This is a genomic window from Methylibium sp. Root1272, from assembly GCF_001425905.1.
GTDB lineage: Bacteria > Pseudomonadota > Gammaproteobacteria > Burkholderiales > Burkholderiaceae_C > Methylibium.
In genome coordinates this window covers 397,364-410,336 of sequence record NZ_LMDY01000013.1, presented here as the reverse complement: position 1 = coordinate 410,336, position 12,973 = coordinate 397,364, and the positions used below count along the sequence as shown (strand labels likewise).

The following is a 12,973-nucleotide window of genomic DNA, read 5'->3' as shown; positions in this document are numbered from 1 at the left end:
CCATGACCCGCCTCGCCGGTCGCGGCGGCCTGCAGCGCGGCGCTCGCCGCTGCAGCGACAATCCGCCACCGACCCTGCCCCGCCGCCTCACCGTGTCCGATCACCCCCTGCCGCCCACCGAGAGCGATGCCCCTGCTGCCGCCCCGACGGACGAGACACCGGCCGCACCGGCCGCAAGCACGCCGACCGCTTCGCCCGCCGCGACGGCCGCGCAACTCGCCCCCTTGTTTCCGGCCGCCTTCGGCCCCGGCGTGTTCCTGCCGCTGAAGCTCGGCATCCAGGCCGACATCCAGCAGCGGGCTCCGGGCGTGTTCACCAAGAAGTCGCTGTCGGCCTTCCTGCACCGGCACACGACCAGCACCGCCTACCTGAAGGCGCTGGTGGGCGCCGCGCAGCGCGTCGACCTCGACGGCCAGCCGGCCGGCGACGTGGCCGATCTGCACCGCACGGCCGCCACCGGCGAGCTGGAACGCCGCCGCGCGCTACACGACGCACGCCGCGCGGCGGAGCGCCAGGCGCAGCGCGCGGCACACGACGAAGCCCGGCAGGCTCACAGCGCGGCCGAGGCGGCGCAGCGCGAGCGCGCGGCGCTGTTGCGGGCCTACGAAACCAGCACGCTGACGCGGGCCAACTTCTGCGCGCTCAAGGGGCTCACGGAAACGGACCTCGACGCCGGGCTCGCCCTGGCGCGCGAAGAGCGGGACCGGCGCGCCTCGCAGCCGCAACCGCAACGGCCGCCCCAGCAGCGACCGCAGCCGGGCGACGCCGCGCGGGGCGATCGCGATCCGCGCGGCGCACGGCCTTCCGGCGCGCGCCGCCGGCCGCCCGGGCCCGGCCGGCCGGGCCGCTGAGACCGGCTCAGCGCGCGGCCTTCGGCGGCGCGCGGCGTGCTGGCGCAGCCGAGCGGGCCGGTGCCGCCTTGGTCCGCGCGACCCAGACCTTGTAGGCATTGGGCGTGAGCTCGCGCTTGAGCAGCTGAACCAGCTCGCCGTGCGACAGGCCGTGCTCGCGCAGCACCGCGCTGAACGGCGGCCGGTCGTCCCATGCGGTGGCGATCACGCGCTGGATTTCCGCGGCGGTCAGACGGGGGATGGGTTTCGCCATGGCAGCGATTGTCGGCCGCCGCAGCGAGCGCCGTCCGACACGCGCCGGGCGCGTCGTCCGACAGACCGTGCGGCGGCCGCCGGAGAGCATGCGCCCATGCCCTGTTTCCCCATCCTTCCCACGCGACCGCCTCGAACCTGGCCGTGCGTCATCGCCGCGCTCGGCCTCCTGCTCACCGCACCGTCCTTCGGCGCAGCAGACGCTCCCGACGGAGCCGGTGCCGAGTTGCGCGATCGCACGACCGAACCGCCAGCGCCTGAACCTGCTGCCAGCGCCGCCAGCGCCGCCAGCGCACCCGACAAAAGCTACGTCATCCCGGCGCTGCAGATCATCGGCTTCGACTTCCTGCTGAACCGCTACAACCGGCGCTTCAGCGGCACGTCCGATTACGACGTCAGCCGCGCGTCGATCCGCCGCAACCTGCGCGGGCCGTGGGTGGTCGACAACGACCCGTTCGACATCAACCAGTTCGCCCACCCCTACCAGGGCTCGCTGTACCACGGGGCGGCCCGCGCGAGCGGCCTGAGCTATTGGGAAGCCGCCGGCTACACCTTCGCCGGCAGCGTGGGCTGGGAGATTCTCGGCGAGCAGACGCCGCCGTCGTACAACGACCAGATCGCCAGCGGCATCGCCGGCAGCTTCCTGGGCGAACCGCTGTTCCGCATGGCCCATCTGGTGCTCAACGGCCCGGGCGGCCTGTCGCGCCCCTGGCGCGAGGCGATCGCCGCCGGCATCTCGCCCTCGCTGGGCTTCACGCGCCTCACCTTCGGCTCGCGCTTCGAAGGCGCCTTCGTCGACAACGACCCGGTCTACTACAGCCGGCTGCGCCTCGGCGTCGCCCGCGCGGCGCAGGACAACCTGGGCAGCTCGCGCGACCTGGAACGCGACGAGGCGGTGATCGACTTCGCGCTCGACTACGGCTTGCCCGGCAAGGACGGCTACACCTACCGCCGCCCGTTCGACTACTTCAGCTTCCACGCCGCCGCCTCCAGCGCCAACGGCGTGGAGACGCTGGCCACCCGCGGCCTGCTGTTCGGCACCGACTACGCGATCGGCGACAACGTCCGTGGCCTGTGGGGCCTGTACGGCAGCTACGACTACCTGGCGCCGCAGATCTTCAATCTCTCGACCACCGCGCTGTCGCTCGGCACGACCGGGCAGTGGTGGGCCTCCGAGCGGCTGGCGCTGCAGGGCACGGTGCTCGCGGGCCTGGGCTACTCGGCCGCCAGCACGCTGCGCCGCACCACCGAGGACCGCGACTACCACTACGGCATGGCGCCGCGCCTGAGCCTCGCGCTGCGGCTGATCGCCGGTGACCGCGCCTCGGTCGACCTGCAGGCGCAGAAGTACTTCCTCGGCAGCATCGCCAACCGCGCGGCCGGGCGCGACGACATCACCCGCGTCGACACCGCCTTCAACTGGCGCCTCCACAAGCGGCACGCCGTGGGCGTGAAGTACGTCTGGTCGCACCGCGACGCCAACTACCCCGGCGTCGGCGACCGCACGCAGACGCTGGGCACCGTGGGCCTCTACTACACGCTGCTCGGCGCCGATGGCTTCGGGGCGGTGGAGTGGCGGGAGCCGTCCGCGCACTGAGTGCGGCATATCTCAACTCGCTGCCGTCGACGGCAACCTCGATCGATATCTCCGCACCCATTCCGGGGCCGGTGAAAGGCCTCACACCATCGCCACCTGCGACACCCGACTCGGATAGGAGACCAGTAACTTCCCGGGCGCACGAAGCGTCGACGACGCCTGGCGCGCAATCGGCGCCACCAGACGAGAGAGACTGGCGCACGGATGGAGTCCCCTTCAAAGCAGCTCGCGAACTGAGCCCTGTTCGGATGCCGCTGAAGAAGCTCTTCCGGAGCTCTTCGCGGCGCCGGTATCGGTGCGGCAAAGGCGAGCCCGGGCAGGCGGCCTTTGCTGAGCCGCAGTGGTGTTCGACCCGCAGGCCACCGGTGGTGGTGGTCGCGGCAGGCGCTGCCCGCTTGGGGCGATGTCTGGGGCGACGAGAAGCACAGCGTCAGGGTCGGCGCGCGCCAGCGCGCTTCGTGAACTGACTTGCCGCAGTTGTCTGAACGGAGCGCCCGCAGGGCGCGCAGTGAGTTCTGCGGCACGACCCTGGCGCGAGCATCGCAGTGCAGTCGGCCTGCAAGGCCGACCGCCCCAGCCTGAGCCCCCAGCGGGCAGCGCCTGCCGCGACGCGCGCGCGCGGCACGAAAGCAGACCTCTGCGGACTTCAACCCATGGCCGACGCGCCGCAGTCGAGCTGCATGCGCAAAGTACCTCGGGGGCAGCATCGCCAACCGCCCGGCCGTGAATGACCCCGACCCACCGCGCTGTTCCGGCCATCGCCGCGGCGCGATCGCGGCGAACATGGACCGATGCACGCAGTCATCCAGCTCCACGTCGACGCGCCGCCGAAGCCGGCCGCCGGCCAGCCCTGCAACGGCTGCGGCGTCTGCTGCGCCAGCGAGCCTTGCCCAGCCGGCGTGCTGGTGAGCCGCCGCACCCGGGGCGCCTGCGCCGCACTGCTGTGGCGCGAGGCCGGTGACGGCGACGTCGGCGGCGGGCTCTACCGCTGCGGACTGATCGAGCAGCCGTCCCGCTTTCTGCCGAAGGCGGTGCGCTGGCTCGCCCCGGCGCTCGGGCGCTGGGCCCGGCGCTCGATCTCCGCCGGGCGCGGCTGCGACTGCAACCTCAGCGTCGGCTAGGGCCCGACGCGGGTGAGCCCCGTCCTCGACAATCGAGGACTCTCCCTTGCCACCCTTCCGAGGCTGCCCATGACCGAAGCCCCTGCCACGCCCGCCTTGCCCGACCGGCTGTCCGTCGACCCGTCCAGTCCGCACCATGTCGCGGCCGTGTTCGAACACGAGATCGGCATCCGCCTGAACGACAAGGAGCGCTTCGACGTCGAGGAGTACTGCCTCAGCGAAGGCTGGGTCAAGGTGCCGGCCGGCCGCACGCTGGACCGCAAGGGCAAGCCGCTGATGATCAAGCTCAAGGGCAAGGTGGAGGCGTTCTACCGCTGAGTCGCGGCGAGGCCCGCAACCGGGTTAGGGTCCGGCTTCCCCGTGGCCCTCGACAAGGCGCACCATGAAGTCGGTCCTGCTGTTCGTTCTGTTGTTGGCCGTGGCGCTGTGCGCCTACGCGCTCTGGACGCCCGACAAGGAACGAAGCCAGCTCGAGTCCAGGTACCTCGCCGAGCCCGGCGACCTGATCCCGCTGGCCGGCTGGCGGCTCCATGTGCGCGACACCGGCCCACGCGAGGCGCCCGCCGTCATCCTCGTCCATGGCTTCGGCGCGAGCCTGCACACCTGGGAGCCGTGGGCCCACGGCCTGAGCACCACGCACCGGGTGATCCGCTTCGATCTGCCCGGCAGCGGCCTGAGCGCGCCGGACCCCACCGGCGACTACACCGACGCACGCAGCATCGAACTGCTGTTGGCGCTGATGGACCACCTCGGCCTGCAACGCACCCACCTCGTGGGGCACTCGATCGGCGGGCGCATTGCCTGGACCTTCGCCGCCCGATATCCCGAGCGCGTGGACCGGCTCGTGCTCGTGTCGCCGGACGGATTCGCGAGCCCGGGCTTCGCGTACGGCACGCCGGCCACGGTGCCGGCCGCGCTCGGGCTCATGCGCTGGGTGCTGCCCAGGCCGCTGCTTCGCATGAACCTGCAGCCGGCCTACGCCGACCCGAACGCGCTGACCGACGAACTCACCACCCGCTACCACGACCTCATGCTGGGGCCCGGCACGCGGCTGGCCTTGCTCGCGCGGCTGCGGCAGACGGTGCTGGTCGACCCGGGTCCGCTGCTCGCTGCCATCCGGGCTCCGACGCTGCTGATCTGGGGCGAACGCGACGCGATGATCCCGTTCGCGAACGCAGCCGACTATCTGAAAGTCGTGCCGGACAGTCGCCTGGTCTCGCTGCCCGACGTGGGCCATCTCCCGCAGGAGGAAGCCGCCGCGGCGTCGCTCGTTCCGCTGAGCGCCTTTCTTCTCGAACGAGGGGGTGGGGCCCGTCCTCCCGCGCCGAGCAGGCCTATGCACTAACCATAGTTCCCAATCCGCCCCCGACCGCCTAGGCTCCCGGCTCCCGCCACCCCCTGGAGCCGCCCGATGAGCGACCGCCCTCCGCTGAAGTTCGAGACCCTGGCCGTGCACGGCGGCTACAAGCCCGACCCGACCACCAAGGCGGTCGCGGTGCCGATCTACCAGACCGTCGCCTACGCCTTCGACAGCGCGCAGCACGGCGCCGACCTGTTCGACCTGAAGGTGCCGGGCAACATCTACACGCGGATCATGAATCCGACGCAGGACGTGCTGGAGCAGCGCGTCGCGGCGCTCGAAGGCGGCATCGCCGCGCTGGCGCTGGCCTCGGGCCAGGCCGCGGTCACGTACGCCATCCTCACCATCGCCGAGGCCGGCGACAACATCGTGGCCTCGAGCGCGCTGTACGGCGGCACCTACAACCTGCTGGCGCACACGCTGCCGCAGTACGGCATCACGACGCGCTTCGCCGACTACCGCGACCCGGCCTCGTTCGAGCCGCTGATCGACGGCAAGACGAAGGCGGTGTTCGTCGAGTCGCTCGGCAACCCGCAGGGCAACATCACCGACATCGCGAAGATCGCCGAGGTGGCGCACCGCCACGGGGTGCCGCTGATCGTGGACAACACCGTGCCCTCGCCCTACCTGAGCCGGCCCTTCGAGCACGGCGCCGACATCGTGGTGCACTCGCTCACCAAGTACCTGGGCGGCCACGGCAACAGCGTGGGCGGCGCGATCGTCGACTCCGGCAAGTTCCCCTGGGCGCAGCACAAGGAACGCTTCAGGCGCCTGAACGAGCCCGACGTCAGCTACCACGGCGTGGTCTACACCGACGCGCTGGGCCCGGCGGCCTACATCGGCCGCGCGCGAGTGGTGCCGCTGCGCAACACCGGCGCGGCGATCTCGCCGTTCAACGCCTTCCTGATCCTGCAGGGCATCGAGACGCTGGCGCTGCGCATGGACCGCATCTGCAGCAACGCGCTGGCGGTGGCGCAGTACCTGCAGCGCCACGCCAAGGTGGGCTGGGTCAACTACGCCGGGCTCGAGGACCACCCCGACCACGCGCTGGTGCAGAAGTACCTGTCGGGCAAGGCCTCGGGCCTGCTGACCTTCGGCATCAAGAGCCCGGCCGGCGGCGGCCGCGAGGCCGGCGCGCGCTTCCTCGACGCGCTGGGGCTGTTCACGCGGCTGGTGAACATCGGCGACGCGAAATCGCTGGCCACACACCCGGCCTCGACCACCCACCGGCAACTCTCGCCGGAGGAGCTGGTGAAGGCCGGCGTCGGCGAGGACACGGTGCGGCTGTCGGTGGGCATCGAGCACCTCGACGACCTGCTGGCCGACCTGGAGCAGGCGCTGGCGCGCGTGTAGGTGAATCCCCTGCACCCGCAGGCGGTATGCGCCGCCAGCGGGTCGCGTGGGCGGCCGTCTTCGGCCGCCCGGGCGCGATGCCGTTAACAAAAGCGTACGACACGCTTCCGTGTCCGCCTTCCGGGGACCGCCTCATGATCAAGCTCATTCCCGTCGCGCAGCTCAAGCCCGGCATGTTCCTGCACGCGCTGAACGACTCGCGCCGCGATCACCCGCTGTGGCGCAACGAGTTCCTGCTCGAAGGCGATCACGTGCAGATGATCTTGGACAGCGGCGTGGCCGAGGTCTGGATCGACGAGAGCCAGGGTCTCGACGCGCCGGGCGGTCAGACGCGCGAGGCGGTGCAGCAGGCGGTGGAGCTGGAGCTGTTCTTCGCGGTGACGGCGCCGCTGCCGCTGATCGACCCGCCGCCGTCCGCGCCGGGCCCGGCCTCCGAGCCCCTGCCGATGATGCGACTGGACTGGCAGGCCGCCCCGCCGGCCCCGCCCGTCGAGCCCCGCACCGCGACCCGTCCGCCGCTCAACCTGCAGCGCGCCACGGCGCTGTGTCTGCACGGCCAGGCGGTGCTGCGTGCGTTGTTCCACGACGTGCGCCTGGGCCGCGAGCCCGACTACGCCGACTGCATCCAGCTCGTGCACGACATCGACGCCTCGGTGGTGCAGGACCCGGGCGCGTTGATCAGCGTGGCGCGTGCCCACCGCCAGACCGAGTGCACCTTCGTGCACCTGGTGTCGGTGTGCGCGCTGATGCTGTCGCTGGCGCGCAAGATGGGCTTCAACCCGCGACAGACGCACCAGGCCGGGCTGGCGGGCCTGTTGCACGACATCGGCAAGGCCTTCATTCCCTCGCACATCCTCGACAAGCCGGACCAGCTGTCGGCGGCCGAGTACGACATCATCCGCACCCACGCCGCGCGCGGCCACGAGGTGCTGACGCACAGCGCCGGCCGGCTGCCGCCGATGGTGCTGGCCGTCTGCCTGCAGCACCACGAGCGCATGGACGGCCGCGGCTACCCGAACCAGCTCGAGGGCCTCGAGATCTCGCTGTTCGCGCGCATGGCCTCGGTGTGCGACGTGTACGACGCGCTGACCTCGCACCGCCCCTACAAGGACTGCTGGGATCCGGGCGAGACGCTGCGCCAGATGGCGCAGTGGAAGGGCCAGTTCGACCCGGTGGTGTTCCAGGCCTTCGTGCAGACCGTGGGCCTGTACCCGATGGGCACGCTGGTGCGGCTGGACTCCGGGCTGCTGGCGGTGGTGGTGGCCCAGAACGACGACCAGCCGCTCAAGCCCAAGGTCAAGGTGTGCCACTCGCCGCGCGACACCCGCAACATCGACATCTGGGACCTGGACCTGGCCGCGCGCTGGTGCAAGGACCAGATCGTCGGCGTCGAGAACCCCGACGCTCCGGCGGCCGGCCCGATCGAGCGGCTGTGGGCGGCGACCTCGGTCTGCGAAGCGCCCTGAGCGTCGACGCCCGGCGGCCTGGCCGGGCATGCTTGCTTCGCGCATAAGCAAGCGCGCTTTGATTGGTTCCGGTTCGCGCGGCGTCTCCGTACGCTGGCGTTCCTGTCCATGACCACCCAAGCGATCGCCGCCGTGCCGCCACGGCGGGTCCGCGTGAACGCCATGTCCGCTGTTCTCGAAGATGTTCTGTCCGGGCTGCCGGTGCTGGCCGCCGCTCGCCGGCAGGCCGATGAGGCCGACCTCCCCTATGCAGGCGGCGTGACGCCGCGCGATGCCTGGGCGCTGGTGCAGCAGGGCCACGCGGTGCTGGTCGACGTGCGCTCGGCCGAGGAGCGCAAGTTCGTCGGCCACGTGCCTGACAGCGTGCACGTGGCCTGGGCCACCGGCACCTCTCTGACGCGCAACCCGCGCTTCGCTCGCGAGCTCGAGGCCAAGGTCGGCAAGGACCAGGTCGTGCTGCTGCTGTGCCGCAGCGGCAAGCGCTCGGCGCTGGCCGCCGAAGCCGCGGCCAGGGCCGGCTTCACGCTGGCCTTCAACGTGCTCGAGGGCTTCGAGGGCGAACTCGACGCCGCGCAGCAGCGTGGCCATGCCGACGGCTGGCGCCACCACGGCCTGCCATGGGTGCAGGATTGAGCAGCACCGCAGCGGGCGTGCTGCAGGTCGACGCCGCACCGAGCTTCGACCTGGGCGCCGTCGTCGCGCAGCTGCGCGCCGCGCGCGAGCGCTGGCGCACCGGGCAACAGCGGCCGCGCGAGCCCGGCGGTCGCGAGCTGCCGTCGCGCGAGGCGCTGGAGGACATCGTGCAGGGTCTGCGCGGCGCGCTGTTCCCGATGCGCCTGGGCCCGCCCGACCTGCGCCAGGAGAGCGAGGACTACTACGTCGGCCACACGCTCGACACGGCGCTCAACGCGCTGCTCGGCCAGTTGCGGCTGGAGTTGCGTCACGACGCGCGCCAGCACGGCCGCCCCGACCTCGACAGCTATGCCCAGGCGCTGGCGAAGGTGCGCGAGTTCGCCGCGGCGCTGCCGCAGATTCGCAGCCTGCTCGACAGCGACGTGCAGGCCTCGTTCCGCGGCGACCCGGCGGCGCGCAGCGTCGACGAGGTGCTGCTGTGCTACCCCGGCATCGAGGCGATGATCCACCACCGCATCGCTCACCGGCTGTACCAGCTGGGCGTGCCGCTGCTGGCGCGCATCGTCGCCGAGCTGGCGCACGGCAAGACCGGCATCGACATCCACCCCGGCGCCGAGATCGGGCCGGGCTTCTTCATCGACCACGGCACCGGCGTCGTGATCGGCGAGACCGCGGTGATCGGCGAGCGCGTGCGGGTCTACCAGGCGGTGACGCTGGGCGCCAAGCGCTTTCCGACCGACGAGAAGGGCGACCTGCAGAAGGGCCTGCCGCGCCACCCGATCGTCGAGGACGACGTGGTGGTCTATGCGGGCGCCACGATCCTCGGCCGCATCACCATCGGCCGCGGCTCGACGATCGGCGGCAACGTGTGGCTCACGCGCAGCGTGCCGCCGGGCAGCAACGTGACGCAGGCCAACGCGCAGAACGAAGTGTCCGGCGAGGGCCGCGCATGAGCTCGCTGACCACCCATTTCGGCCGTGTCGTGCGGCAGCACCGCGAGCAGCGGCGCTGGTCGCAGGAGCTGCTGGCGCATCGCGCGGAGATCAACCGCAGCTATCTCGGCGAGGTCGAGCGCGGAGATGCGGTGCCGTCGCTCTCGACGATGAGCAAGCTGGCCACGGCGCTCGACGTGCGGCTGTCCAGCCTGCTGGCGCGCTGCGAGCAGGAGCCGCAGGCCCAAGGGGTTGTTGCCAGCTAGGCCGAGGCGGCCGAAACGGTCCTGTCGCGGCGCGATTGGTGGCTATAGCCGGTTGATGCTGCACCGCAACGCGGCGATATTCGTTCGGCGCATTTCCTTATTACCAATTCTCTCGTTCGCTCGATCAGGAGTTCCTCCATGGCTAAGAACCAGCCGGCTCAGCTGGCCCTCGGTGACAACGCGGCGCGGCAGCTTGCCAACGCCACCAAGACCGTCCCGCAGCTCTCGACCATCAGCCCGCGCTGGCTGACGCACCTGCTGCAGTGGATTCCCGTGGAGGCGGGCATCTACCGCCTGAACCAGGTCAAGAACCCGCAGGACGTGCTGGTCGCCTGCACCCAGCGCGACGAGGCCGAGCTGCCGACCACCTTCGTCGACTACGAGGAGCAGCCGCGCGAGTACTTCCTCAATGCCGTCAGCACGGTGCTGGACGTGCACACCCGCGTGTCCGACCTCTACAGCAGCCCGCACGACCAGATCAAGGAGCAGCTGCGCCTGACGATCGAGACGATCAAGGAACGCCAGGAAAGCGAGCTGATCAACAACCCCGACTACGGCCTGCTGGCGAGCGTGGCCGATGCGCAGCGCGTGTTCCCGCTGACCGGCGCGCCCACGCCCGACGACCTCGACGAGCTGCTGACCAAGGTGTGGAAGGAGCCGGCCTTCTTCCTGACCCACCCGCTGGCCATCGCCGCCTTCGGCCGCGAGTGCACGCGCCGCGGCGTGCCGCCGCCGACCGTGAGCCTGTTCGGTTCGCAGTTCCTCACCTGGCGCGGCGTGCCGCTGATCCCGAGCGACAAGCTGCCGATCGCCGACGGCAAGACCAAGATCCTGCTGCTGCGCGTGGGCGACAAGCGCCAGGGCGTGGTCGGTCTGTACCAGCCGGGCCTCGCGGGCGAGCAGAGCCCGGGGCTGTCGGTGCGCTTCATGGGCATCAACCGCAACGCGATCGCGTCCTACCTGATCTCGCTGTACTGCTCGCTGGCGGTGCAGACGCCCGACGCGCTGGCCGTGCTGGAGGACGTGGAGATCGGCAAGTACCACGACTATCCGGACACCTACAAGTAAGAAGGCGCCGCGATGTCCACGTCCGATGCCCTGAGCGGCCCGGTCGCGGCGGCGCAGCCTGCGTTGCCGCCCGGCCTGCCCGACCCCGCCACGCTCGCGCGGCTGGCGGGTGAGTTCTTCGCCGCGCTGCCGGGCGAGGGTGGCGCCCGCGGCGGTGTGCCGCTGCCAGCGCAGCCGGCTCCGCCCGGCCTGTCCTTGCCCAGCGTCCTGTCCGGCGGTCCGGCCACGCCCAATGTGCTGCCGCTCGGTGCCGCGGCACCCGGCGCCAATCTCGTGCCGAGCGCACCCCAGCACGCCGCGGCGCATGGCGCCTCGACCCCGGCGCTGGTGCCGCATGCGGCCGCGCCGAACGGGCTGCCCGAGCACGCAGCCACCGTCCCGCCGACGCTCGACGGCCGCCTCGGCAGTCACGCGCTCGGCGTGCCGCAGGTCGTGCCGGCCGCATCGCCGCTCGGCGGGCTGCCGTCGCACCCGCCGGCCGGCGGCGCGCCCACAGCGCCCGCAGCCGACGCCCCCTCACCGTTCTACTTCCTGTCGCACGCGACGCCCGGGCCGGGCGCGACCGAGGCGCGCATCGCGCCGCTCGGCAGCGCGCCGACCGGCCTGCCGCAGGACGCGGACCTGCGCTCGCTGCTGCGCAGCGACACGCCGGCGGCCGGCGGCGCCCCCGCGGCGGCCTCGCCGGGCGCGTTCTACTTTCTCGACGCTCAGCGCCATCCCGGCCCGCACGGCAGCCCTGCCGGCGCCGTCCCGAACGCGGCGGCCTCGGCCCATCCACCGTTCGACGTGCAGTCGGTCCGGCGCGATTTCCCGATCCTGCAGGAGCGCGTCAACGGTCGCCAGCTCGTGTGGTTCGACAACGCCGCGACGACGCACAAGCCGCAGTCGGTGATCGACCGCATCGCCTATTTCTACGCGCACGAGAACTCCAACATCCACCGCGCCGCCCACGAGCTGGCAGCGCGCGCCACCGACGCCTACGAAGGGGCACGTGAGAAGGTGCGCCGCTTCATCGGCGCCGGCTCGGTCGACGAGATCGTGTTCGTGCGCGGCACCACCGAGGCTATCAACCTGGTGGCCAAGAGCTGGGGCGCGCAGAACATCGGCGCCGGCGACGAGATCGTGGTCTCGCACCTCGAGCACCACGCCAACATCGTGCCGTGGCAGCAGCTCGCCGCCGAGAAGGGCGCGACGCTGCGCGTGATTCCGGTCGACGACAGCGGCCAGGTGCTGCTCGACGAGTACCGCAAGCTGCTCAACGACCGCACGAAGATCGTCTCGGTGACGCAGGTGTCCAACGCGCTGGGCACCGTGGTGCCGGTGAAGGAGATCGTCGAGCTGGCGCACCGTGCGGGCGCGAAGGCGCTGGTCGACGGTGCGCAGTCGGTCTCGCACATGCGGGTGAACGTGCAGACGCTCGACGCCGACTTCTTCGTCTTCTCCGGCCACAAGATCTTCGGCCCGACCGGCATCGGCGTGGTGTACGGCAAGCGCGAGGTGCTCGAGGACATGCCCCCGTGGCAGGGCGGCGGCAACATGATCGCCGACGTGACCTTCGAGAAGACCGTCTACCACGGGCCGCCGACGCGCTTCGAGGCCGGCACCGGCAACATCGCCGACGCGGTGGGTCTGGGCGCGGCGCTCGACTACGTGGAGCGCGTGGGCATCGAGAACATCGCGCGCTACGAACACGACCTGCTGGACTACGCGACGCACGCGCTGCGCCCGATCGCCGGCGTGCGGCTGGTGGGCACCGCGCGCGACAAGGCCAGCGTGCTGTCCTTCGTGCTCGACGGCTACACGACCGACGAGGTGGGCAGGGCACTCAACGAGGAAGGCATCGCGGTGCGCACCGGCCACCACTGCGCCCAGCCGATCCTGCGCCGCTTCGGGCTCGAGACCACGGTGCGGCCCTCGCTGGCGTTCTACAACACCTGCGAGGAAGTGGACCGCTTCGTCGCGGTGGTGCGCCGGCTGAGCGGCGCGCGGCGCGTTCCGGGACGCTGACGGTCGGGCTTTCCTGCCCGACGCAGAATCGGCACCGGGTCACGCCGTCGCACCCCATCGGGCGCGC

General features: G+C 71.6%; 13 protein-coding genes. 12 read left to right on the top strand and 1 reads right to left on the bottom strand.

Annotated features, from left to right (window positions below):
- Positions 1-2 precede the first annotated feature (2 nt).
- On the top strand, positions 3-851 hold the full coding sequence (locus ASC67_RS10970) for a ProQ/FINO family protein (protein WP_082535955.1): 849 nt from the start codon (positions 3-5) through the stop codon (positions 849-851).
- A 7-nt stretch (positions 852-858) separates the two neighbouring features.
- On the opposite strand, the gene ASC67_RS10965 is transcribed toward ASC67_RS10970, so the two are convergent.
- Positions 859-1,104, bottom strand: a complete 246-nt coding sequence (locus tag ASC67_RS10965) for a DUF2805 domain-containing protein (RefSeq protein WP_056319714.1) — start codon at positions 1,102-1,104, stop codon at positions 859-861.
- 96 nt (positions 1,105-1,200) lie between these two features.
- Between ASC67_RS10965 and ASC67_RS10960 the strand changes: the two genes are divergently transcribed.
- From ASC67_RS10960 to ASC67_RS10910, 11 genes are all read left to right on the top strand, one after another.
- Positions 1,201-2,700 (top strand): DUF3943 domain-containing protein, encoded by a 1,500-nt coding sequence (locus ASC67_RS10960; RefSeq protein WP_056319710.1) that lies wholly within the window; start codon positions 1,201-1,203, stop codon positions 2,698-2,700.
- A gap of 791 nt (positions 2,701-3,491) precedes the next feature.
- Positions 3,492-3,821, top strand: a complete 330-nt coding sequence (locus ASC67_RS10955) for a hypothetical protein (RefSeq protein ID WP_056319707.1) — start codon at positions 3,492-3,494, stop codon at positions 3,819-3,821.
- Positions 3,822-3,890: 69 nt separating this feature from the next.
- Positions 3,891-4,139 carry a DUF3297 family protein gene (locus ASC67_RS10950; RefSeq protein ID WP_056319702.1) on the top strand — a complete coding sequence of 83 codons (249 nt, stop codon included), beginning with the start codon at positions 3,891-3,893 and terminating at the stop codon, positions 4,137-4,139.
- 64 nt (positions 4,140-4,203) lie between these two features.
- Positions 4,204-5,166 (top strand): alpha/beta hydrolase, encoded by a 963-nt coding sequence (locus ASC67_RS10945; protein WP_056319699.1) that lies wholly within the window; start codon positions 4,204-4,206, stop codon positions 5,164-5,166.
- A 66-nt stretch (positions 5,167-5,232) separates the two neighbouring features.
- Entirely contained in the window at positions 5,233-6,534 is a 1,302-nt protein-coding gene (locus ASC67_RS10940; protein WP_056319696.1) for an O-acetylhomoserine aminocarboxypropyltransferase/cysteine synthase family protein, read from the top strand.
- Between the two features lie 134 nt (positions 6,535-6,668).
- Positions 6,669-8,000, top strand: coding sequence for an HD-GYP domain-containing protein (locus ASC67_RS10935; protein WP_056319693.1), 1,332 nt, complete (start codon positions 6,669-6,671; stop codon positions 7,998-8,000).
- A gap of 162 nt (positions 8,001-8,162) precedes the next feature.
- The gene (locus ASC67_RS10930; RefSeq protein ID WP_056320806.1) at positions 8,163-8,633 is read left to right on the top strand and encodes a rhodanese-like domain-containing protein; all 471 of its coding nucleotides are present in this window, start codon (positions 8,163-8,165) and stop codon (positions 8,631-8,633) included.
- A complete protein-coding gene (gene epsC / locus ASC67_RS10925; RefSeq protein WP_056319690.1) occupies positions 8,618-9,586 on the top strand; it encodes a serine O-acetyltransferase EpsC in 969 nt (322 codons plus the stop codon). The genes ASC67_RS10930 and epsC overlap by 16 nt, the downstream gene beginning before the upstream one ends.
- Positions 9,583-9,831: a helix-turn-helix domain-containing protein gene (locus ASC67_RS10920; protein ID WP_056319686.1), complete on the top strand. Its 249-nt coding sequence runs from the start codon at positions 9,583-9,585 to the stop codon at positions 9,829-9,831. The genes epsC and ASC67_RS10920 overlap by 4 nt, the downstream gene beginning before the upstream one ends.
- Before the next feature lie 138 nt (positions 9,832-9,969).
- Positions 9,970-10,899, top strand: coding sequence for a family 2A encapsulin nanocompartment shell protein (locus tag ASC67_RS10915; protein ID WP_056319680.1), 930 nt, complete (start codon positions 9,970-9,972; stop codon positions 10,897-10,899).
- 12 nt (positions 10,900-10,911) lie between these two features.
- Positions 10,912-12,906, top strand: coding sequence for a family 2A encapsulin nanocompartment cargo protein cysteine desulfurase (locus ASC67_RS10910; protein ID WP_056319676.1), 1,995 nt, complete (start codon positions 10,912-10,914; stop codon positions 12,904-12,906).
- Positions 12,907-12,973: the final 67 nt, after the last annotated feature.

Excerpts from the sequence above, each read along its gene's own strand:
- ASC67_RS10970 (WP_082535955.1), top strand. The coding sequence starts at position 3 with ATGACCCGCCTCGCCGGTCGCGGCGGCCTGCAGCGCGGCGCTCGCCGC.
- ASC67_RS10965 (WP_056319714.1), bottom strand. The coding sequence starts at position 1,104 with ATGGCGAAACCCATCCCCCGTCTGACCGCCGCGGAAATCCAGCGCGTG.
- ASC67_RS10960 (WP_056319710.1), top strand. The coding sequence starts at position 1,201 with ATGCCCTGTTTCCCCATCCTTCCCACGCGACCGCCTCGAACCTGGCCG.
- ASC67_RS10955 (WP_056319707.1), top strand. The coding sequence starts at position 3,492 with ATGCACGCAGTCATCCAGCTCCACGTCGACGCGCCGCCGAAGCCGGCC.
- ASC67_RS10950 (WP_056319702.1), top strand. The coding sequence starts at position 3,891 with ATGACCGAAGCCCCTGCCACGCCCGCCTTGCCCGACCGGCTGTCCGTC.
- ASC67_RS10945 (WP_056319699.1), top strand. The coding sequence starts at position 4,204 with ATGAAGTCGGTCCTGCTGTTCGTTCTGTTGTTGGCCGTGGCGCTGTGC.
- ASC67_RS10940 (WP_056319696.1), top strand. The coding sequence starts at position 5,233 with ATGAGCGACCGCCCTCCGCTGAAGTTCGAGACCCTGGCCGTGCACGGC.
- ASC67_RS10935 (WP_056319693.1), top strand. The coding sequence starts at position 6,669 with ATGATCAAGCTCATTCCCGTCGCGCAGCTCAAGCCCGGCATGTTCCTG.
- ASC67_RS10930 (WP_056320806.1), top strand. The coding sequence starts at position 8,163 with ATGTCCGCTGTTCTCGAAGATGTTCTGTCCGGGCTGCCGGTGCTGGCC.
- epsC (WP_056319690.1), top strand. The coding sequence starts at position 8,618 with ATGGGTGCAGGATTGAGCAGCACCGCAGCGGGCGTGCTGCAGGTCGAC.
- ASC67_RS10920 (WP_056319686.1), top strand. The coding sequence starts at position 9,583 with ATGAGCTCGCTGACCACCCATTTCGGCCGTGTCGTGCGGCAGCACCGC.
- ASC67_RS10915 (WP_056319680.1), top strand. The coding sequence starts at position 9,970 with ATGGCTAAGAACCAGCCGGCTCAGCTGGCCCTCGGTGACAACGCGGCG.
- ASC67_RS10910 (WP_056319676.1), top strand. The coding sequence starts at position 10,912 with ATGTCCACGTCCGATGCCCTGAGCGGCCCGGTCGCGGCGGCGCAGCCT.